Here is a 21,571-nt window from a genome sequence, read left to right on the forward strand (position 1 = left end):
TACGTTCTCTTTTTCAAATTCATCTACATCGGAGGCACCACATGAGCAAACTAAGCAACATCCTCCGCATGATCGAACTCCTTCATGCGAGAGGCAAAATGAAGATTAGCGAGTTAGCAGAAGAGTTAGAAGTGAAAGAGCGAATGATTCGTATTTACCGTGATGACTTGGAGAAGGCGGGTATTTTCGTTGAGGGTGAGAAAGGGAGAAGTGGTGGTTATTCTATTGTCAACAAATCTTTCTTCCCAATTCGAAATATGTCATCGGAAGAGATGCGAGCACTTGTATTTGCAGTTGAGAAGTTAGTTTCAAAAGGTAATGTGTTGCATGCAGGAGATGCACAAGCAGCGTTAGATAAATTAAATGCCGTGCAAAAAGTTGAAATGGACAAAGATCGTTATGTGTATTTCGTCCAACGTTCGAGACCGAATTATGATGTATCAGATGAGAATCGTAAGTACGCTCAGTTACAGGAGGCATTTTCGTTAAAGAAGAAAGTAGAGATTGTGTACGAGACGAGTTCAGGGAGAGAGTCAACACGTACTATTGAGCCATATGGTTTCGTTCATTATAATGAGTTTTTCTATTGTACAGGTCTTTGTACGAATCGGAAGGCGATGCGTACATTTAAGTTATCGCGTATGAAACGTATTCAATTAATGAATGAAATGTATACAGTGCCTGAAGATTTCAACATTCAAACGGAGTTTCCGAAGCTAGGTATTATGAAAGAGCAGCTGGACATAGAGTTAATCATTTATCCACCGTTTTCTTTATCTGTACCCGAGTCGATTTGGGGTGAGAATCAGACGATTGAATATCTTCCAGACAAAAGTATTCGCTACCGAGCAACGATGAGTGGAAAAGAATCGGCAAAGAAGTGGATTCTTGGCATGGGGGCCTCTGTGAAAGTTATGGAGCCAATTGCACTTCGAGATGAAATAATGGAAGAAGGACGTAGATTGCTGGAGTTGTATGATACGTTTTGATGTCAAAGTAGTCATTTATAATGATGTATAAGAAGCCGTCAATTGATTGCATTACAACAATTGACGGCTGTTTTTAATAGAAAAAATATAATGTGACGCTTATAGTGCCGTAATAGTTGTTATGCTAGTCATATGAAGAGATAGAGGGGAACGGTGAAGATATGGCAGAAGCGATAAATTATGGTGGGAGAGCTCATTTGCACGGAGTATCTTTTCATTCGAGTGATGTTACGGTCACTGCAAAAAGGATAGATGGGGAAATTATTGTTGAAGACGATGCAGATTTAGAAGAGTATGAGTATTATATAGAAGATAAAATTAGCTTTATGGAGAGGTTACGTTATATTCCATTTATAAGAGGTTTTATAAACTTTTTTCAGTTTTTCTCGCAATTTTGGAAGTTCTTTGTGATAGCATTAGCCATCTCACTTCCGATCGTATTGCTTGTAGAAGCGAGAAATGGTGAAGAACCTGTGCTCACGGACGAAACGAATGTATACATTAGAATAGCGACACTGATAGTGATAATAGCTCAAATGAAATTTTTAAATATAGGAAAATATCATGCGGCGGAGCATATGATAGCTAATTGTTACGACAAAGGACTGTCTGTAACAATAGAAAATGCCATGAAACAGTCGCGTGTACATAAAGAGTGTGGTTCAATCTTTTATATCTATTATAGTGTGAATGTTCTTTTGTTACACATATTACCTTGGATAAATGAATTACATACACTGTTTATCTTAATACTTGCTTGGTCTATTGCTTATGAAATGTTTGGAACAGATATTAAATTTATTGATATATTACTAAGGCCATTACTTTATGTTGGATGTGTACTGCAGTATATATTCCTTACATCTAAACCGACGGAAGAACATGTCCAAGTGGCACTTGCAGCATTTACAAGATTACTTGAAATAGAAGAACAGATCGAAAAGCAACTAAATGAACAAGAGATCGAAACAAAGGAAGTCTAATGAAGGCTTCCTATTTCATATGCTTTATAAAATGAGCTACTTTTTCTATTGTGTTATAATATGGAAAAAAGGAGCCCTTACCATGCCAACCTACAACAAACTAATCCGTGACCGAATCCCAGAAATTATCCAACAAAATGGAAAACACCCAACAACAAGAATCCTCATCGAATCAGAATACATAGAAGAACTATGCAAGAAAGTAAGCGAAGAACTAACAGAGTACCGAGAGGCTAAGACGATGGAACATAAAGTAGAAGAATTAGCGGACTTACTAGAGTTAGTAAATGCCTTAGCCGAGTATGAAGGCGTTACGTTAAAAGAAGTCGAGAATGTCCGCCGTGAGAAAGCTGCGAAGCGTGGTGGTTTCCGAGACCGAATCTTTTTGATTGATGTGAAGGAAGAGTGATTTCTCTATTTCTTTGAAGAGGAATAAATGAGAGGGTGTGTTGGTGGTGTGAGAAATGTCGTCATATACGTACTAGTGAATATAGTAGGGGGATAGACGATGATTAATCGAAGTTTTGTTGCGATGTGGTTGTCTAGTTTGAGTGCGATATTGAGTGGTAGATTGAAAGAGTTGGTAATCCCGCTTCTTGTATTAGGGATGACGAGTTCACCACTTGCGGCTGGCTTAGTGGTGCTTTCTCAGCAACTTGGTGTTATTTTGTTTTCGATGCCGCTGGGGACGTGGATGGAGGAGCGGAATAAGTGGCGAGTAGCTGTTGTGACGAAAGGATTGACGGCACTTTGTATGTTCGTACTTTCGTTTGGGGTATTTCAAGAGGCGTTAAGTAGTTTGTCGATTGCGTTTTTACTGTTCGTACTCGGTATTTTAGGATTAATGACGAATACAGCGTTTCATGTAATGATTCCAGCAGTGGCAGGACGTAAGAATTTAGTTGATGCTCATACGAATTTAGAAGGGGCAGATGCGATTAGTACGTTCGTTGGTCCAATGTTAGCTGGTATGTTGCTTGTGTATATAGGGGATGCTTCGACGTTGTTTGTATGTGGTGTTCTTGCGTTGTTGTCGATGGTATTCATGTACGGGATGAAGTATGAGGAGAAGCGTAGTGATAGACGGACGGAAACGAAGCGGTCTTTCTTTTCTCGTGTAAGAGAAGGATTTGCGTACTTATTCATCAATAAATATCAGAGTATTTGTACAGTTTGTGTGTGCGTGTTAAGTTTCATTACGGTGTTTGTATCGTTAACTATTGTTATTCATGCGGAGCAGACGTTAAGCTTGTCGCCACAGTTCATTGGTATTGTGTTGTCGTGTGCGGGCATAGGGAACATTATTGGGATTTTCTTATTGAAAAAGTTCAACAATCCGAGTTGGATTCCGTTTCTTAGTATGCTTTTATTCGTGTCGGGATTTGGTGTGTTCTTAATGGTTGTAACAGATATGTTTTGGCTTGTTTGTGTAGGGATGCTTGTCTTTGACGGGGCATTGTCGATGGCGTTCGTTATTCACGCGTCTGTGCATCAAGGGATTACACCAGATGAAGTGCTAGCTCGAATGAGAAGTGCGACGTATGTGCTCGGCGGAGTGTGTGGAATGTTAGGTTCTTTCTTAGCTGGGGTATTATCGCAATATTTTTCGTCAACTGTGGCGTTAAGTGTTGGAGTAGGTGTATTATTGTTAGCTGGCTTGTATGTTGTGATATATCGGGATGATAGTGTTGTGATGAAGGAGATTGAGCCGATGTATGTGGAATAGAGGAGAGGTTATTACATAGTGCGATAGCCTTTCATTGTGTACGAAATGAGTTCTGGAAAAGAGTCGACACGTACTATTGAGCCGTATGGTTTTCTTCATTACAATGAGTTTTTCTATTGTACAGGTCTTTGTGCGAATCGGAAGGCTATGCGTATAGTTAAGTTATCGCGTATGAAACGTATTCAATTAGTGAATGAGATATATACAGTACCTGAAGATTTCAACATTCAAATGGAGTTTCCGAAGCTATGTATCATATGAAGGAACAAATCGAAAAACAAATAAATGAGCAAGAAATCGAAGAAAAGGAAGTCTAACGAAGGCTTCTTTTTTTCACGTATCTTATAAAAAAGTTACTCTTCATGTCGTGTTATACTATGGAAAAAAGAGTTCGCATACGTGAACCTACAACAAACTAATTCGTGACCGCATCCCAGAAATTGTTCTCTAAAATGGTAAAAGTCTAGAAACAAGAATTTTATCACAATTAGAATACATAGAAGATATCTAAAAGAAAGTAAGCGGAAGAGGCAATGGAGTATCGGGAAGCTCTGACAGTGGAAGGAGAATATTTTTTAGTCCTTCCAACTAATTAATGTATAAATTGACATCTATATCCTAGTTATGCTAGTTTTTAAATGTAATAATATGTAAAACGAAATGATTTACCTCAAGTAATAGTTGATGGGGTTTTATGGGGAATCTACTAATTATGAAAGATTATTAGTGCTCACATGAAACTTAAACTTTTTGATTGCTCATTATAGAAATGAGTTTTTTTCATTTTAGCACATGGAACAGATAGGTATAACTTTTTAATGAAACGGAGGAAGATAATCACATGGATGTGCGTTATAAGCATGGACCGTGGCAAGAAATGAAGGAATCGATAATAAGGCTAAAACGCGATTCAGAACGAACATTCCTTCAAATGGATGATCTACTAGGCAGTATCGAACGGAAAATTGACCGACTAGACTCTGATCGAAGTATTTCGTTTCATCATACGAGTAAGAAAATAACGATTAACCATCTATTTGATGACTATGATCAACTAGTAAACTATTGTCATCGTGTCGGAGAAACTGTATCTAGACACATCGACGAACCATTCTATCATAAAATGGACGAATTCGCAGGCAAGATGCGAGACCTCTCCATCCGCAACTACACCACAGAAAACCGTATTGGTTCCACAGAATACAAAGCAATGCCAACCGCTCATTCATACGGGAGGCTAGAAACATCCAGCGTACAAAAAGACACCATCACCATCGATGATATTTTCAAAGACTCCGTCGCATTCGATGAAATACTCAACCTACAATATGAAGAAATGAAGCGAAACAACCCAGAAGCAAAGTTAGACTACAATGAATATCGGAAACTCATTCCATCCATGCGCGGATTTGAATACGAGACAATGGAAGAAGCACAACAAGATTTAGAAATGTGGCGAGACCTTGCGATTGCAGCTGGGATTATCGTCGCAGCTGTTGTATGTCCACCAGTAGCCATCGCAGCGACTGCCGTATTCACAGGAATCGAAGTGAAAAGTGTTGTGACCGGTGAAGACTGGGGAACAGGAAGGAAGTTAAGTATAGGCGAACAAATAGAGCGAGGTGCATTCAGTGTTCTTGGTGTTATTCCAGGTGTCAAAGGAGTGCGGCAAGCCTTTCGAGGGACAGACGATCTCATCTCCTTAACGAAGCAATCCATCGCTCAAAACCTAGCTAAGTTTAATCCAAATACCGGAAAAAATGTGGTACAATCATTAAAAGATAGCAACACATACTGGACCCAAAAGCTCCGATTAGAAGGGTTGAAAGCGACAGATAAATTAAATGATATGAACTACGCCATCAAAGGCGCATTTGCCCGTTCTCTTGATAACATGAATAACCTAGCAGCGCAAAGTATAGACGTCACAGCTGGCGGAGCAGCTTTAGGCCGAGGCGGATCAAACGTTGAAGATGTAGTCAAAGCAAGCCATCTAGAGAGCAAAGGGATTATTCAGAGTAAGATAGAGAAGGTCGAGGGTAGTATTAAGGGTACGGTTAAGGATAAACCATTTGGTAAGTATTCAACAGCTATTGATGATAAAGTAAAAGTCATTGAAAAAGTAGATTTAGCAGATTGGATAAGTGAGTCATTTACTGACGGTAACTACAGAACTGTGGTTACAGAAGAAAATATCACATTCTATAGGACTTATGGTGGTGGTGCAAAAGCAAGTGGAGCATTTGTCACTACTAGCCAAGCTGGAAATAGAATAAATGCAAAAATAAGTACAGCATTAGTGCCTGATTGGAAAAATTCTAGGCAATATGAAGCGGTTATAGAAGTACCAAAAGGACAAATTTTAAATATAGGTAGAGTGGAGAAACAGTATACAAAAACTGGAGCATTACTAGAAGGCGATGGAGACCAAATATTACTACCGCAAGGATGGCCCTCTGAATGGATAAAAGAGACACGAGAGGTTCCGAGTAGATAGGAGAATATAATGGATAAGAAAAAGCAGTTAACTGACCAAATAAAAGTTGTGATAAATAAATTTGAGGAAGAGTATGCTAAAGATATAAATAGTGGTGTTTTACAGCTTATATACAAAAGATATAAGAAGGCATTAGAAATATTAGAAAATAATGAGGATGTTAAGGGTATAAATATTTTAGGTGGCGTGCGTGCATATATGGATAGTTACAATGACTATCAAAATACAATATTAGGGGAATTGCATAAGGCTGAAAAGCTGATTAAAGAATTATGATGAAAGTATTTATTGATGTTTTGTAAAGATCGCCAAGATGCTCATGGCTTTGTATAAAGAGAATAACAAAGCTCATAGCAATTAACTGAAACCATGTATAAATAATTGAAAAGCAAAATATATGTGAAGTGTACAAAAAAAGAAAAGGTCATTTTTTCGACATAACTTCATGATGGTTAACCATCATAGGCTCTCGTTTGAACCCCTGTCTCTTGAAACGATAAAATACGACACACGAGCTTAGGCGAGATGACATTTTACTGTATGTCGGGTACAAAGACATGGAATGTATAGTAAACTAACGAATGCACACAAGCTCGTACGTTTTAAAGGTATTATTTGTCGTGAGACACAAAAGGTGTCATAAGGTTTTAACGACGTAATAAAATGCACAAATTTAGAACCAACCATGAAAACGTAGAAAATACATGAACGTAAAGCACTTGATTGTCACCAATGGCAACGGGTGCTTTTTTGTGTTTAAACGCAGAAATAAGTTGGTATACATCTAATTTATAAGTGTACTAAGTGTTAAATTTATAGACTGTAATTGGCTTTATACAGTGTACGAGACTACTAGAGAGAAAACAATATAAAAATTAAGGGTTGTAATACTTTTTGAAGTCGTCGTACAGTACGTTTTAACGGATTTACGTTACGAACACGTTATCCGCAAAAAACGGGTAAACGTTACAGGGACTGTAATTACTGTAACGGGAAGGGACTACTATGGAAGAGAAAGTAGTTGGTTACGTACGAGTTTCAACAGAAGGACAAGTACGTGATGGATATAGTCTAGCGTATCAAGTAGAAGAGATTGAACGGTACTGTATGGAGAATAATTTACAACTGCTGCAAATTTACAAAGATAGAGGATTAAGTGGAGCGACAGTTGATGAAGATGGATTAACGGTTGAACGTGAAGGACTACAAGAACTATTGTCAGATATGGTATATCACCAAGTGAGTCACGTTATAGTATTGAACACATCAAGGTTGTGGCGTTCAGACATGGCGAAAGTATTGATACAACGAGAACTAAAGAAACATGAAGTAGATATAAAAGCAATTGAACAACCGATTTACAGTATTTACACACATGAGCCAAACGACTTTTTGGTAAATGGCATGTTAGAACTACTAGACCAATACCAACGACTTGAAATTGCATTGAAACTAAGTAGAGGTAGAAAGAAAAAGGCGGAACAAGGTGGATATGCAGGTGGAGGTGTACTGTTTGGATACAAGGCAGTAAGGGGACAAAAGGTGTTAGAAGTAGATACAGAGAAAGCAGTAGTTGTACGTAGACTATTTGAATTACGGCACTTTTTTCAGCATTGGTCACTTACTCAACTAGCAGAACGACTTAATATAGAAGGTTACTGCACAGAGAAAGGTAAGCAGTTTACAAAAGTACAAGTGAAACGCATGTTAGATAGAGAAAGTTTTTATCGTGGCATATACGCATATGGTCAAATACAAACAAAAGGTAAACATTTTGCGATTATTTAACGAACTTACTTAAAAAAATCGGTTCATTTTAGTATATGTACTCATATCGTGGCGTGTATACATACGATCACATACAAGGCAAAAGGTAAATATTTTGCAATTATTTAACGAACTCACTTAAAAAACTCGCACATTTTACTATACGTACTACTAGAGTAATGAAAATGGATAGGCTTTCGTACCAATGCGCACAGAAATGTGAACGCTCGAACTAAGGTTGCCGGCATTTTTAATTACTACTAGACAATTGAATAGAGGTATGAAGTATGCGTAATAGACAGAACTACTTGTACATAGGAGTAGATTTACATAAGCAACATCACACGGCAGTTGTGATAAACTGTTGGCAAGAGAAACTAGGCGAGATAAAGTTTAATAATAAACCGTCTGCATTTGCGAAGTTTTTGTTAGAGGTAGATGCATACAACACGGAAGGTTTAACACTTGCGTTTGGTTTAGAAGATGTAGGTGGATATGGCAGAGCACTAGCGAAGTATTTAGTGGATCATGGGCAGATAGTGAAAGAAGTGAATCCTGCACTTTCATACGCTGAACGAAAAAGCCAAATGACGACACACAAGAGTGATAGTTGGGATGCTGAATGTGTTGCACGTATACTTGTAAGCAAACTAGACCAGTTGCCAGACGCACGACCAACTGACTTATTGTGGACGATACAACAACTAGTGACGAGAAGAAGTGCATTGGTTAAAGTACAAGGTGGATTGAAAAATCAATTACATGTACAACTAAACCACCACTATCCAAGCTATAAGAAGTTTTACTCGCAAATAGATGGGAAAACAGCGTTAGCGTTTTGGAAGAAGTATCCGTCACCATCGTGTTTGGAAGGCGTTAGTGTAGAGGAATTAACGGATTTTTTACGAGAAACGAGTAGTAATACTTGTTCAACGGACAAGGCAAGTACTATATTGAGTCTAGTAGAAGAAGACGGAGATACAACGAAAGAACATCAAGAAGCGAGAAACTTGTTAGTACGAAATATTGTACAGGACATTGTATGTAACAAGGGGCTAGTTAAGGAGACTGAGAGCGAATTAAAGCAACTAATGAAGTTACTAGGCTATCAGCTAGAGACAATGCCGGGTATTGACCTCGTAACGGCATCAGCATTAGTTGCAGAAATTGGTGATGTAAGACGTTTTAGTAATGCCAACAAATTAGCACGCTTTGCTGGTATTGCGCCAGTGTATTTTGGCTCTGGTGGAAAAGGTAAGATACACAAAAGCAAACAAGGAAACAGGGTGCTACACGGTTTATTTTACAATTTAGCGGTACAGCAAGTACAAGTGGCACGAGAAAGCAAAAAGAAACGTAACTCATTGTTTCATGCATACTACCAAAGTAAGTTAAAAGAAGGCAAAACAAAAGGACAAGCACTTGTATGCATTATGCGACGATTAGTAAATATCATATATGGCATGATGAAGAATAAAACGGAGTATAAAGCACCGAAAGTAGAAGAAAGTACAGTAGTTTAGTAGGCTTGTAAGTGGCGTACTTTTATGTTGAAAGAGTTTAAGATTACAACATAGGGTACGGATAAGGATAGTAAATTAAATGTAGAAGTTCCACCTGCCTTTAGACAAACTGAATTTGCTAGTTCGTATGAGTCAAGAATTAATCAAACACCTGCACCAATTAACCCGAAAATTGAATTTGAAGGAATTAGGGGAGAATCTTTAAGTACGCTTAAACCGCCACCAGATCCTAAATTACAAAGTATATTAGATGAAGCTGGCATTAAAGGTATTCAATATAAGAATGGAGTTCCTGATTTTGCGCCAGTATCAAAAGCACAAATTGAAATTGACTATATGCTAGGTGGAAAAGGTGGTTTTGGAGGGAAAGCTAGACGAGCTAATTTTGTTCAATCAGATCAAAAATTAGCTGATAAACTCAATAGTTCACCTGAATTAGCAAGTCGATTTGGTATGGAATCTGGTAATATTAATGTAAGAGATATAAAGAAGTATAGGGAAGAAAATAAGTTAACGTGGCATGAATTAAATGATGTTAAAACAATGCAACTCGTGCCAACAGTTATAAATGGTGAATTTGGCCATCTTGGTGGTGTAGGAGAGATAAACGCAGGAGCGTTTAAGCCAGGAGGGTTTGCTAATAGACATAAGGAGGAGTTTGTAAAATGATTTTAAATGATTCGGTCTTCGGTGAACTTGAATATGAGTATGGTTGGATTAAGGATACTACAATTCGTTTTTTGGGAAAAGAAACGGGGATAACTTTAATGATAGATGGGGAAGAGGATGGCAATTTTGATGAGGAACAATATGTAGCATATACTTCATTTATGCAAAATTGGGAATACTTACAACAGAGCTTTGTACAATCAATATTAGACTATTACAAACAAAGAAGGCATGAATTAGGTTATGATATTGAAGTGAATGAAAATTATCCATTAGTTGAAACAATTGATAAAATATTAGAAATGGTAGATTTAGATGGTATTGTTGTTCCTTATGGGGATATGTGTGAAGGTAGAGATATTAGATTTACACTTAATTGTACATGGGATACAGAGAATGGGCTAGGAATTCGTATGTTAAATGAGATAGTAACTGAAGTAGGTCACCAGGATATTGCGATTTAAGTGTAACTATTCATTAATAATATACAAGGATTAGAATTTATTAGCATATATAAATGTGGACTGATAAAACAAACTTTATTTGAAGTGTACAGTAAAAGAAAAGGTAATTTTTTCGACATGACTCTATGATGGTTAACCATCATAGGCTCTTTGTTGGAACACCATCTCTTGAGAGAATAAAATAAGACACACGAGCTTAGGCGAGATGACATTTTACTGTATGTCGGGTACAAAGACATGGAATGTATAGTAAAGTAACGAATGTACACAAGCTCGTACGTTTTAAGGGTATTATTTGTCATGATACACAAAAGGTGTCATACTGTTTTTACAATGCTACAAAACTTAAAGCTAACCATGAAAGCATAGAAAATAGATAAACGTAAAGCACTTGATTGTCAACGATGGCAACGAGTGTTTTTTGTGTTTTAACGTAGAAGTAAGCTGATACACATATAATTTTATAAGTGTTAAATCTATAGACTGTAATTGTCTTTGTACCGTGTATGACACTACTAGGGAAAAAACGATATAAAAAGTAAGGGGTGTGTTATTTTTTCAAGTCGTCGTACAGTACGTTTTAACGGATTTACGTTACGAACACGTTATCCGCAAAAAACGGGTAAACGTTACAGGGACTACAATTACTGTAACGGGAAGGGACTACTATGGAAGAGAAAGTAGTTGGTTATGTACGAGTTTCAACAGAAGGACAAGTACGTGACGGATATAGTCTAGCGTATCAAGTAGAAGAGATTGAGCGTTACTGTATGGAAAATAACTTACAGCTACTTCAAATTTACGAAGATAGAGGACTGAGTGGCGCAACAGTTGATGAAGATGGATTAACGGTTGAACGTGAAGGACTACAGGAGCTATTATCGGATATGGCGTATCACCAAGTAAGTCACTTTATCGTATTGAATACCTCACGACTGTGGCGCTCTGACCTGGCAAAAGTGTTGATACAACGAGAGTGAGAGAAACATGAAGTAGATATAAAAGCAATTGAACAACCGAGTTACAGTATTTACACACATGAGCCAAACGATTTTTTAGTGAATAGATATTGGAGTTGTTAGACCAATACCAACGAATTGAAATTGTATTGAAACTACCTAGAGGCAGGAAGAGATAATACATAATAAGTGATTTTCCTTGTTACTGCTATTAACAATATTTCTTTTTTAGTATGTATTTGTTATTCTTTCTTTTGTGTTCTTTCTTTAATAAGTCCTGATTTTCAACAGTTGAACTTCAATTGTTGAAAATCAGCAATTGAAAATGAACACGTGAATGTATATTATTCTTTCATTGGTAAATAAATCTCAATCACACTATCTTCTTGATCCAGAGAATGTACATCCGCCCAATATTCGAAGTCAAACGGGCGAGTGCTACAAATAGCTTGTTCCTGAATGGCATGATACGTTTCTGTAAGTGTTGATTCTGGCCCATGATGAGTGACTTTTGTATATGTTCTAGTTGGGAGTGTATGTTGAATAAATTCGTTAGGGATATCGGAAAACTCGTGGACTTCAACGGCGAGAATATGGACAAAAGGCACATCTGGTGTCCATTCGCAGTCTGAATATCGTTGGACTAAATACATGCTAGTGTTATCTAGTTGATGTGGGATGTTGTGGCGAGTGTTCATTAGCTTGTCTCGTAAACGTACAATAATGTTAGCTTCTACATCTTCATTGACAGAGGCTGTGACTGTGTAGCCAACTAATTTCTTTTCGTCGCTTGAAAGTGTTTGGATATGAACCATTGTTAATCACTCCTTTTCATGTTCATTATACGAAAAGGAGTGATGGACTTGTACTAATTTGTTTGTTATTTATATGTTACAAATTCTCTTACGGGCTTACGGTAACCTCTTGGGCGTCTACTTGCTACCTTTTCCTTGCCAATAACAATCATCATGACAATTTCTTCTTCTTCAGGAATATGTAATAAGTCTCGGATCTGATTGGCATCGAAACCAATCATTGGGCATGTATCCCATCCTTTTGCTTTTGCAGCGAGCATAAATTGCATCGCGCTTAGGGATGCGTTACGAATGGCTTCTTCTTTCTCGAATTCTTCGCCACGGTTTACATAGAAGTTTGTTACTTCTTCTACTTGTTTGTCATATTCTTGTTTGCTTAAGATACCTAGATGGAGTAGTCCTTCATATAGGCTGCCAACATTCTTATATGCTTTCTTATCTCCAAGAACGAGAATAACGGCAGATGCCGAAGAGACTTTGTATTGTCCGTAAGCAGCTTCTCTTACTTGTTCTTTTAACACGTCGTCTTGAACAACAACATATTTTGTATGTTGTAAGTTAAATGCAGAAGGTGCTAGCTTTACTAGGTTAAATATGTCAGTTAGTTCTTCTTTGGAGATATGTACATCTTTCATAAAATTATTTGCGGAGCGTCTTGCTTGTAGTAATTGTTCGAAATCCATTGGATACAGCCTTCTTTCTGAGGTTTTGTCTTCAAATGAAGAATCTTTAATTCGAGATATATGTTATAGGACTTTGCTAGTAATGTCAAATATTTCTTTTACTAGGGAAGGAGAGTGTGCTAAAAAATGTATTCTTTAGCACACTGTTTCTACTAGTTTAGTATGTGATAATAAGCCTGCATTGCAGGGATTCTCGTATGTACCTATACCTATATTATGGGTTTGTTTCGATCAAGATACGCTATTTTTTATTGGTCTATTCGTAAGCCATTCAATGTAATAGATAGGCTGTGTAATGCTTTCTCTAGCGTTGCTTCTGTTTCTTCTGCATTCGCAATCCAGAAGGTAGCGTTCATGAGGCCACCGTTTAGAAGGCGGGCTAATGATTCACAGTCTGTCTGATGGATGATGTGTTGGTCCATTAATTGCTTCAGCATGTGGCCCATCGTTGCGAGACATTGGGACTGAGAAGTATCGGCGTATGTATTACCTAGAATAGACGGGGCATCACGAAGGATGATGCGTTGTATCTCGGGTTCTAGTGCCATTGCGAGGTATGCTTCACATCGACCGACAAATCCATCCCATGTGCTTTCGGCTGTATCAGAAATAGTCGTTAATCGTCGATCCATTTCGGCATCGATTTCTTGTACGACAGCTGCGAGTAAGCCTTTCTTGTCGCCGAAGTGATGATACAAAGCGCCGCGTGTTAAGCCAACAGAAGCAGTGAAATCGTCCATCGAGGTGTCTGCATAGCCGATTGTACCGAATGCTTGGCGTGCCGCGCTAATTAATTTGGCGCGTGTTTCAATAATCATTTCCGAGCGTGTTTTTCGTACCATACTTTCTCCTTCTTTCTCTACATTTGTACGTTATGTTCATTGTACTGGACTTCGTGTTTCTTCATCAAAATATTTCTCTTTTTGATGAGGAGAAAATGTTTTTAATTGACATACGTGTTGTATGTGAATAGTATAAAATACATACGCGGCGTATGTCAATTTTTTCTAGAGTTACTTTGTTTGAACAAATAATGCGTGAGATGGGAAGGGGAAGGTTATGTTTCATTCATATCGTAAAATATTTGAGGCACCTGGTTCGAAAGGGTTTTCGGCAGCGGGTTTTGTAGCGAGAATGCCGATGTCAATGATGGGTATTGGGATTGTGACGATGTTATCGCAGTTGAGCGGGGAGTATTGGTTGGCTGGGGCCATTGCGGCGACGTTTGCATTAGCTTCTGCCTTAATAGCTCCGCATATTGCGAGGTTAGCAGACAGATTAGGGCAGTCGCGTGTGTTACCACTTGCGACTATAGTGAGTGTGTTAGCGGTTATTGTTATGTTACTTTGCACACGGTACAAGGCACCGGCTTGGACGCTGTTTGCTTCGGCGTTAGCTGCGGGTGGAATGCCGAATATGTCGGCGATGGTACGTGCGCGCTGGGCAGAATTGTATCGTGGATCGCATAAGTTAAATACGGCGTTTGCGTTTGAGTCGGTTGTAGATGAACTTTGCTTTATTGTCGGTCCAGTTTTGTCGGTTAGTGTTAGTGTGATGTGGTTTCCAGAGGCAGGTCCACTACTGTCATCTATTTGCCTTGCGATAGGGGTGTTTCTCTTTACAATGCAAAAGAGTACAGAACCTCCTGTCTATCCGCTTTCGACAACAACTAAAGGTAGCATTGTCAAAATTGGTTCATTGCGGGTATTAGTCTTTACATTAATGGCCATTGGTACAATCTTTGGTACAATTGACGTCGTGAGTGTTGCATTTGCGGAGGATCAAGGAAATACAGTTGCAGCAAGTATTGTATTATCCGTGTATGCGGTTGGTTCTTGTTTAGCTGGTTTAGTATTTGGGACACTTCGAATCAAAACACCGTTATATCGCCAGTTTTTGTACGCTGTTTCAATTTCAGCGATTACGATGATTCCGCTGTTCTTTATAGATAGTATAACGAAGCTTACGATTTCGGTCTTCTTTGCGGGGATGTCCGTTGCGCCGACAATGATTATTACGATGGGATTAGTAGAAAAGATTGTCCCGGAATCTCAAGTAACAGAAGGAATGACATGGGCTATTACGGGATTAGGTATTGGCGTGGCGATTGGTTCAGCAATTGCGGGATGGGTCGTGGATGGATTCGGAGCACGTACAGGATTTAGTGTTGCGATTATCGCAGGATTCGTGGCATTCGTTATGATGCTTGCAGGTTACAAATCGCTTCAGTTAGCGTATAAGCGAGCGGTGAAGGGGGACGAATGTGCGGAAGTAGAACAAACACAATGTATGTGAAGGGAAAGGCTACCGCATGATACGGTGGCCTGTTATCCTTCATCAATAGCGACTGTTGTACCCTCATATAAGTATTAGAAATTTGTAATAGGCAAATGTTTTTCTTCTTCGTATACCTCGCTTTTTCAGTAAATGACTTGTATAATGGTGGGAACTAATGTTCTTTTGTGGAAAATATAGAATGAGGTGGCGGCATGGCAGAAGCGTTAAAAGATATATACGATGTAGAGTTTGTCGGCAAGTTGGCGAAAGAAATTCAGTGTGTGTACGAAGAGTTTGATGAAAAAGGATTCATTCAATCAATCTTTGTTGATGATTGGGAAGAGAAGGCGTTGAAAAGTAGGATGAGACACATTACGACGTGTTTACATACGTTTCTTCCGTCTGATTATGAGGAAGCGATTGGCATATTGAAAAAGGTTGCACCGCAGCTTGCTAATGATTCATTAGCAAGTATTATTTTCCCTGACTTTGTAGAGGTATATGGATTGGACAAATGGGATGTATCGATTCCTGCGTTAGAGTGGTTCACTCAGTATTCGACATCTGAATATGGGGTGCGTCCTTTTATCCAACAAGATCCAGAGCGAATGGTTGCACAAATGCTAGAGTGGAGTGAACATCCTAATCATCATGTACGAAGATTGGCGAGTGAAGGGATTCGTCCGAGATTACCGTGGGGGATGGCGTTAGGGGAGTTTAAAGCAAATCCGTTGCCTATTCTTCCGATAGTAGAGCGCTTGAAAGAGGATGAATCATTGTACGTTAGAAAGAGCGTGGCGAATAACTTGAATGATATTTCGAAGGATCATCCAGAACTTATCTTGAATCTTGCGAAGGAATGGTTAGGCAAGCATCCAGATACAGATTGGATTGTGAAGCATGCATGTCGTGGGTTATTGAAGAAGGGACATCCAGAAGCGTTGGCGTTGTTTGGATTCCATGGAACACTGGCTGTACATGTCGAGAATTTCACGGTAGATAAAATGACACTTTCGATTGGAGAGAAGATAGCCTTTTCGTTTCACGTAAAAGGAGAGGAATCTACAAAGGTTCGAATTGAGTATGCAGTTGATTTCGTGAAGGAAAATGGAAATAGATCGAGACGTGTCTTCAAAGTGAGCGAGAATATATTATCTGCTGGAGACATGTTATCGTATCATAAATCGCATTCGTTTAAAGACTTAACAACACGAAAGCATTACAACGGGATGCATACGTTGTCTATTCTTATAAACGGGGAAGAGAAAGCTAGTCTTGATTTTCATTTAGAATAAAAAAGGTAAGGATATAGTGGGCATGCTCGCTATATCCTTACCTTTTATTTATTTTCAGCTTCCTCTTTAATGATGACCTCACCGTTAGGATATCGATATTTAATGTATTCTCCGCCCCATTCACAAAGTACTTGTAAGACTTCTCTTAGCGATTCGCCGTATTCTGTAAGGGAATATTCTACTTTTGGTGGTACTTGATTATACACTTTTCTAGAAACCAATCCATCGTTTTCTAGTTCGCGTAATTGTTCAGTCAGCATCTTTTGTGTAATCCCTGTTACTAATCGTTTTAATTCACCTGTGCGTATAGGTCCATTCGTTAAATGATATAAAATATGTGCCTTCCATTTCCCTCCAATGACTCCTAATACTACTTCCATTCGGTTGTTGTACTCTTTTCTCATATCGAACTCCTCTATTTATCTAATAGGCACTTTTTCGTACCTATGTTACAAAAAGGTATCTATAGCACAAAAAAGTGCGTACTTTTTTTTATATCTGTACTATACCATAATAGGATTTGTTAGCAAGTTACATGTGAAAATATCAAATTTTAATGAAAAATAATGGGGGATATAAAAATGAAAAAAGAAAACCGTACTGCAAATTTTTATGATGTGATCCGTGAGCGTCGTTCTGTTCGCTTCTATGATGCTTCTTATAAAATGATGGACGAGGAAATTAAAGAAATTCTGGAGGAAGCAATGCTTGCACCGAGCGGAGTAAATTTAAATCCGTGGCGCTTCATGGTCTTCACAGATCAAGAGCTAAAGGATAAATTACTTCCGATGGCATCAGGTCAGCCACAAGTAGCTGATGCGTCTGCGGTTATTGTTGTATTAGGAGACATGGATGCTTACACAGTAGAGAATGCAGATACGATTAACCAACGTGCTGTTGATGCTGGATTCATGACAGAAGAAATTAAAAACAGAATTAATAGCAGTGTACAAGAATTTTACGGTTCTGTAAGTGACGAAGATAAAAAAGAATGGCAAATGCTTGATGGTGGGCTTCTAGCGATGCAATTAATGTTAGCGGCGAAAGCAAGAGGATACGATACAGTGCCGATGCTTGGCTACAACGTGGAAGAATTCCGTAAAGAGTTCAATGTTCCAGATAACTTAGTGAATATCTTAATGATTACAGTTGGTAAAGCAGCACAACCAGGATTCCCAACTGTACGATTAGGCGTAGATGAAGTTACTTCTTGGAATGGAAATAAGTAATGGTTGTAAGTGGGGAATCGTTGTGATGAAAGATTCCCCGCATACTTACTTGAATGATGGATATTCATTATCGATATTAACGACGAAAGAAGGAGAAAAGAATGAAATTAAGTGTGTTAGATCAAACACCAACACCAAATGGACAAACGTCTCAAGAAACATTGCAACATACAATTGAATTAGCAAAAGTAGTAGATGACTTAGGGTACAACAGAATATGGTATTCAGAGCATCATGGTTCACCGAACTTAGCGAGCGCTTCACCTGAGATTATGATTTCTCATATTGCCTCCACTACGAAACGTATTCGTGTCGGATCTGGTGGGATTATGTTGATGCATTATTCCCCGCTCAAAATGGCAGAAGTATTTAAAACGTTATCAACATTACATCCAGGAAGAATTGATTTCGGTGTAGGTCGTGCACCTGGTGGAGATCGCTTCTCAACGCTTGCATTGCATGAAGGAAGACATCCGAATGTGTTGAATTCCTACGATAAATTAATGGAGACGATGATGTTTATGACGGAAACAATGCCTGAGGATCATGTGTATAGTCGTACGCTAGCGGCACCAGTAGGAGCCCCATTACCAGAAGTGTGGTTATTAGGTTCTAGTGGAAGCAGTGCTGCTCAAGCAGGAAGATTTGGTATTGGGTACTCGTTCGCTCAGTTCATCAGTGGTGACTTATCATCTTCCATGCTGGATGCATATCGTAAGAACTTTACACCGTCGGAATTCATGGAGAAACCTCAGATTAACGTAGGGTACTTTGCGATGGCAGCAGAAACAGAGGAAGAAGCAGAGTATCATGCAGCTAGCTTAGATTTAAATTTATTATTTTTAGATAAAGGAATGCCGTTCCAAATTCTCACGCCAGAAGAGGCTCTGAATTATTCGTATACGGAAATAGATAAAATGCAAATCGAAAACAATCGTAAACGATTCCTTGTCGGAAGTGCCAAACAGGTTGCACATACATTGCGTGAACATGAAGAGAAATTCGGTATAAGTGAGGCAATGATTGGAACAATTAGTCATAGTCATGAAGCGAGAGTACAATCGTATCAATTATTAGCAAAAGAACTTTTATAAGTAGAAAGGTGGAAAAAACAATGATTCCAATTTTAGATCGTATTAACGTATTAGCGAGAAAACAACGTGCAGAAGGGTTAACAGAAGAGGAGAAAAGAGAGCAACAACAACTCCGTAAAGAGTATATTCAAATTTTCCGGGGTCAATTAGTACAAACATTTTCAGGATTAACAATATTAGATCCGCTAGGTAATGACGTGACACCAGAAAAGCTGAGAAAAGAACAACAAAAATTAAAAGAGCATGCTGGCGCATGAAAATGACAGCTGGTGTGGAACAAGCCGTATATGCGTTGTTGTTGCTGAATCGATTGCCTAAGCATGCGATGGTATCAGGTGAATCACTCAGCAAACAACTGCAAGTTTCTCCAACGTATCTTCAAAAGCTCATGAGAAAACTTGTACAAGCAGGGCTTGTTTCATCCGTGTCAGGGGTAAAAGGAGGATTTCAATTATTAGTTAATGCCAAGGATATTCGAATATATGACGTATATATTGCGGTAGAAGGTGTGGAATCTCTGTATCGTTCAAACGGAATTTTTCATACAATCTTCCATTTGAAAGAGAATACGACTTGTTTATTGTCAGATGTCATGCGAGAAGCAGAAGATGCTTGGCAATCTATCTTAAAAGGAACAACCATTGCGTCTTTACATGAAGCGCTTAACAATAATGCTTCATATGAGGAGCTGATGAAAGTGGATGCCTTTTTACGAGAAAAAATGGTGATATGAAAATAATAGTGGAGGTAATACAATGTTTGTTCGAGTCGTAACATTGAATAGCAAAGAAGGCAAGGAAGAAGAAGTACGTCAATTGGGACGAAATATGCTTGTGCCAATTAACAAAAAAGCAGGGTGTGTAGATGTGCATTTCTTAGAGCCTACTACAGCGAATGATTCATCATTTGGTGTCATTAGTATGTGGGAAGACCAACAAGCGCTGAATGAGATGAAAGAAAGTGATGGATATTGTACGCTTATTCAACAGATGCAACCGCTACTGAAATCCGTGACAGATTGTGTATATTGGACAGATTAAGCGTTGATGCGTGAATATGCAGAAATAAGACAACAATAAAAGGTCATTGTGCGGACATATATCCAAACAATGACCTTTTTTGATGTGTATATAGAGTACAATCTATGTTGCTGGATAAATACCCTTCCTTTGGTAACGATAAAAAGTGAAATGGAGGTGGCATAGCTTGGTTTTTGTGAATATATTGATGGTCGTATTGTTAATTATTTTCACTGCTTTCTTCGTCGCGGCAGAATTTGCGATGGTGAAAGTGAGAAGTACGAAAATTGATCAGTTCGTGTTAGAAGGTAGAAAAGGAGCCGTTGCAGCTAAGAAGGTAACGTCGAATTTAGATGAGTATTTATCAGCTTGTCAATTAGGAATTACCGTTACGGCAATGGGATTAGGGTGGTTAGGTGAACCAACGATTGAGAGGTTGTTACACCCGTTATTTCATAGCTGGAATATTAATTCGCATCTAGCTAGTGTACTGTCCTTAGCAATTGCATTTCTTATTATGACTTATTTACATGTAGTAGTAGGAGAATTAGCACCGAAAACATTTGCCATCCAAAAAGCAGAAAAAGTAACGCTATTGCTGTCCCAACCACTTATTTGGTTTTATAAAATGATGTATCCGTTCATTCGCTTGTTAAATGGTTCGGCGCGTTTCTTAACACGCCTCTTTGGATTGAAGCCAGTATCTGAACATGAGATGGCACATTCGGAGGAGGAGTTACGTCTCATCCTTTCAGAGAGTTATCAACGTGGGGAAATTAATCAAGCGGAATTTAAATATGTAAATAATATCTTTGAATTTGATAATCGTCTTGCAAAAGAAATTATGGTACCTCGTACAGAAGTTATTGGTCTACATAAGGAGGCTTCGTTGAAGGAACATATTCGAACAATTCAACGAGAGCAATATACACGTTATCCTGTATTTGGCGAAGATAAGGATGAGATTATAGGAATGGTTAATGTGAAGGATTTTTTTATTCGTTATCTGAAGAAGCGAGGAGAAGCATTGCATACAATCAATTCTTACATACGTCCTGTTATTCAAGTAATAGAGACGATTCCGATTCGTGCTTTGTTAGTAGAGATGCAGAAGAAACGTAGTCCGATGGCTGTATTATATGACGAGTACGGTGGAACGGCTGGAATTGTGACAATAGAAGATATTCTTGAGGAAATAGTAGGGGAGATACGAGATGAGTATGATGAGGATGAACATGCTCCAATTCAACATATTAGCGATACGCACAAAATTGTAGACGGAAAAGTACTGATATATGAAATAAATGTGTTGCTAGATTTGCACTTGGATGACAAGGGGATAGATACGATTAGTGGGTGGATAATGGCTCAGAACTATCATCTCCAAGAGGGGGAATCTCTTGAAGTGGAAGGGTATGAATTCAAGGTACTATCTAGAGGATTACATTATATGAAGCAAATAGAAATTAAAGAGAAGAAGGAATAGATGGATAGGTAGTCGGCTTGTTCTGGAGTAGGTTTTCTTTTAGAAAGCCTACTTTTTTGTGACGCATTATTTCGATAAAAATATGCATTTATGCAT

General features: G+C 38.5%; 22 protein-coding genes and 2 pseudogenes. 20 read left to right on the plus strand and 4 right to left on the minus strand.

Annotated features, from left to right (window positions below; genetic code table 11):
* Positions 1-41: 41 nt before the first annotated feature.
* The 12 genes and pseudogenes from IEV41_RS00690 to IEV41_RS00745 form a co-directional block, all read left to right on the plus strand.
* Positions 42-989, plus strand: a complete 948-nt coding sequence (locus IEV41_RS00690; RefSeq protein WP_188386547.1) for a helix-turn-helix transcriptional regulator — start codon at positions 42-44, stop codon at positions 987-989.
* A gap of 161 nt (positions 990-1,150) precedes the next feature.
* On the plus strand, positions 1,151-1,972 hold the full coding sequence (locus IEV41_RS00695; RefSeq protein WP_188386548.1) for a DUF1385 domain-containing protein: 822 nt from the start codon (positions 1,151-1,153) through the stop codon (positions 1,970-1,972).
* Between the two features lie 82 nt (positions 1,973-2,054).
* Positions 2,055-2,381, plus strand: coding sequence for a nucleoside triphosphate pyrophosphohydrolase (locus IEV41_RS00700; protein WP_188386549.1), 327 nt, complete (start codon positions 2,055-2,057; stop codon positions 2,379-2,381).
* Positions 2,382-2,480: 99 nt separating this feature from the next.
* Complete coding sequence (locus IEV41_RS00705; protein ID WP_188386550.1) at positions 2,481-3,698, plus strand: MFS transporter; 1,218 nt, start codon at positions 2,481-2,483, stop codon at positions 3,696-3,698.
* Positions 3,699-3,743: 45 nt separating this feature from the next.
* Positions 3,744-3,959, plus strand: coding sequence for a helix-turn-helix transcriptional regulator (locus IEV41_RS20290; protein ID WP_188386551.1), 216 nt, complete (start codon positions 3,744-3,746; stop codon positions 3,957-3,959).
* A 580-nt stretch (positions 3,960-4,539) separates the two neighbouring features.
* Positions 4,540-6,195 (plus strand): hypothetical protein, encoded by a 1,656-nt coding sequence (locus IEV41_RS00715; RefSeq protein WP_188386552.1) that lies wholly within the window; start codon positions 4,540-4,542, stop codon positions 6,193-6,195.
* A 9-nt stretch (positions 6,196-6,204) separates the two neighbouring features.
* A complete protein-coding gene (locus IEV41_RS00720) occupies positions 6,205-6,471 on the plus strand; it encodes a hypothetical protein (RefSeq protein WP_188386553.1) in 267 nt (88 codons plus the stop codon).
* Between the two features lie 729 nt (positions 6,472-7,200).
* Positions 7,201-7,983: a recombinase family protein gene (locus IEV41_RS00725; protein WP_188386554.1), complete on the plus strand. Its 783-nt coding sequence runs from the start codon at positions 7,201-7,203 to the stop codon at positions 7,981-7,983.
* 266 nt (positions 7,984-8,249) lie between these two features.
* A complete protein-coding gene (locus IEV41_RS00730) occupies positions 8,250-9,485 on the plus strand; it encodes an IS110 family RNA-guided transposase (protein ID WP_188386555.1) in 1,236 nt (411 codons plus the stop codon).
* A gap of 84 nt (positions 9,486-9,569) precedes the next feature.
* Positions 9,570-10,154 (plus strand): annotated as a pseudogene (locus IEV41_RS00735) (HNH endonuclease); the annotation flags it as partial.
* Positions 10,151-10,618 carry a DUF6985 domain-containing protein gene (locus IEV41_RS00740; protein WP_188386556.1) on the plus strand — a complete coding sequence of 156 codons (468 nt, stop codon included), beginning with the start codon at positions 10,151-10,153 and terminating at the stop codon, positions 10,616-10,618. The pseudogene IEV41_RS00735 and the gene IEV41_RS00740, both read left to right, overlap by 4 nt.
* Before the next feature lie 668 nt (positions 10,619-11,286).
* Positions 11,287-11,753: pseudogene (locus tag IEV41_RS00745) on the plus strand (recombinase family protein); the annotation flags it as partial.
* A gap of 168 nt (positions 11,754-11,921) precedes the next feature.
* Here the strand turns inward: IEV41_RS00745 and IEV41_RS00750 are convergent.
* From IEV41_RS00750 to IEV41_RS00760, 3 genes are all read right to left on the minus strand, one after another.
* Positions 11,922-12,392, minus strand: coding sequence for a GyrI-like domain-containing protein (locus IEV41_RS00750; protein WP_188386557.1), 471 nt, complete (start codon positions 12,390-12,392; stop codon positions 11,922-11,924).
* A gap of 65 nt (positions 12,393-12,457) precedes the next feature.
* Complete coding sequence (locus IEV41_RS00755; RefSeq protein ID WP_188386558.1) at positions 12,458-13,075, minus strand: nitroreductase family protein; 618 nt, start codon at positions 13,073-13,075, stop codon at positions 12,458-12,460.
* A 248-nt stretch (positions 13,076-13,323) separates the two neighbouring features.
* A complete protein-coding gene (locus IEV41_RS00760; RefSeq protein ID WP_188386559.1) occupies positions 13,324-13,917 on the minus strand; it encodes a TetR/AcrR family transcriptional regulator in 594 nt (197 codons plus the stop codon).
* 217 nt (positions 13,918-14,134) lie between these two features.
* Between IEV41_RS00760 and IEV41_RS00765 the strand changes: the two genes are divergently transcribed.
* Together IEV41_RS00765 and IEV41_RS00770 are read left to right on the plus strand one after the other, a co-directional pair.
* Positions 14,135-15,370, plus strand: a complete 1,236-nt coding sequence (locus IEV41_RS00765) for an MFS transporter (protein WP_188386560.1) — start codon at positions 14,135-14,137, stop codon at positions 15,368-15,370.
* Between the two features lie 194 nt (positions 15,371-15,564).
* A complete protein-coding gene (locus IEV41_RS00770) occupies positions 15,565-16,647 on the plus strand; it encodes a DNA alkylation repair protein (protein ID WP_188386561.1) in 1,083 nt (360 codons plus the stop codon).
* 44 nt (positions 16,648-16,691) lie between these two features.
* On the opposite strand, the gene IEV41_RS00775 is transcribed toward IEV41_RS00770, so the two are convergent.
* Positions 16,692-17,051 carry a winged helix-turn-helix transcriptional regulator gene (locus IEV41_RS00775; RefSeq protein WP_188386562.1) on the minus strand — a complete coding sequence of 120 codons (360 nt, stop codon included), beginning with the start codon at positions 17,049-17,051 and terminating at the stop codon, positions 16,692-16,694.
* 177 nt (positions 17,052-17,228) lie between these two features.
* Between IEV41_RS00775 and IEV41_RS00780 the strand changes: the two genes are divergently transcribed.
* The 6 genes from IEV41_RS00780 to IEV41_RS00805 all read left to right on the plus strand — a co-directional run bounded on the left by IEV41_RS00780 (position 17,229) and on the right by IEV41_RS00805 (position 21,475).
* Entirely contained in the window at positions 17,229-17,876 is a 648-nt protein-coding gene (locus tag IEV41_RS00780) for a nitroreductase family protein (RefSeq protein WP_188386563.1), read from the plus strand.
* A 101-nt stretch (positions 17,877-17,977) separates the two neighbouring features.
* Positions 17,978-18,970, plus strand: coding sequence for an LLM class flavin-dependent oxidoreductase (locus IEV41_RS00785; RefSeq protein ID WP_188386564.1), 993 nt, complete (start codon positions 17,978-17,980; stop codon positions 18,968-18,970).
* A 20-nt stretch (positions 18,971-18,990) separates the two neighbouring features.
* A complete protein-coding gene (locus IEV41_RS00790) occupies positions 18,991-19,227 on the plus strand; it encodes a DUF896 domain-containing protein (RefSeq protein WP_188386565.1) in 237 nt (78 codons plus the stop codon).
* Positions 19,224-19,703 (plus strand): RrF2 family transcriptional regulator, encoded by a 480-nt coding sequence (locus IEV41_RS00795; RefSeq protein WP_229722105.1) that lies wholly within the window; start codon positions 19,224-19,226, stop codon positions 19,701-19,703. Before IEV41_RS00790 ends, IEV41_RS00795 begins: the two co-directional genes overlap by 4 nt.
* A 22-nt stretch (positions 19,704-19,725) precedes the next feature.
* Positions 19,726-20,010, plus strand: coding sequence for a putative quinol monooxygenase (locus IEV41_RS00800; RefSeq protein WP_188386566.1), 285 nt, complete (start codon positions 19,726-19,728; stop codon positions 20,008-20,010).
* A gap of 166 nt (positions 20,011-20,176) precedes the next feature.
* Positions 20,177-21,475: a hemolysin family protein gene (locus IEV41_RS00805; protein WP_188386567.1), complete on the plus strand. Its 1,299-nt coding sequence runs from the start codon at positions 20,177-20,179 to the stop codon at positions 21,473-21,475.
* Positions 21,476-21,571 lie beyond the last annotated feature (96 nt).

The organism is Priestia taiwanensis (assembly GCF_014638355.1).
Taxonomy (GTDB): Bacteria; Bacillota; Bacilli; order Bacillales; family Bacillaceae_G; genus Priestia_D; species Priestia_D taiwanensis.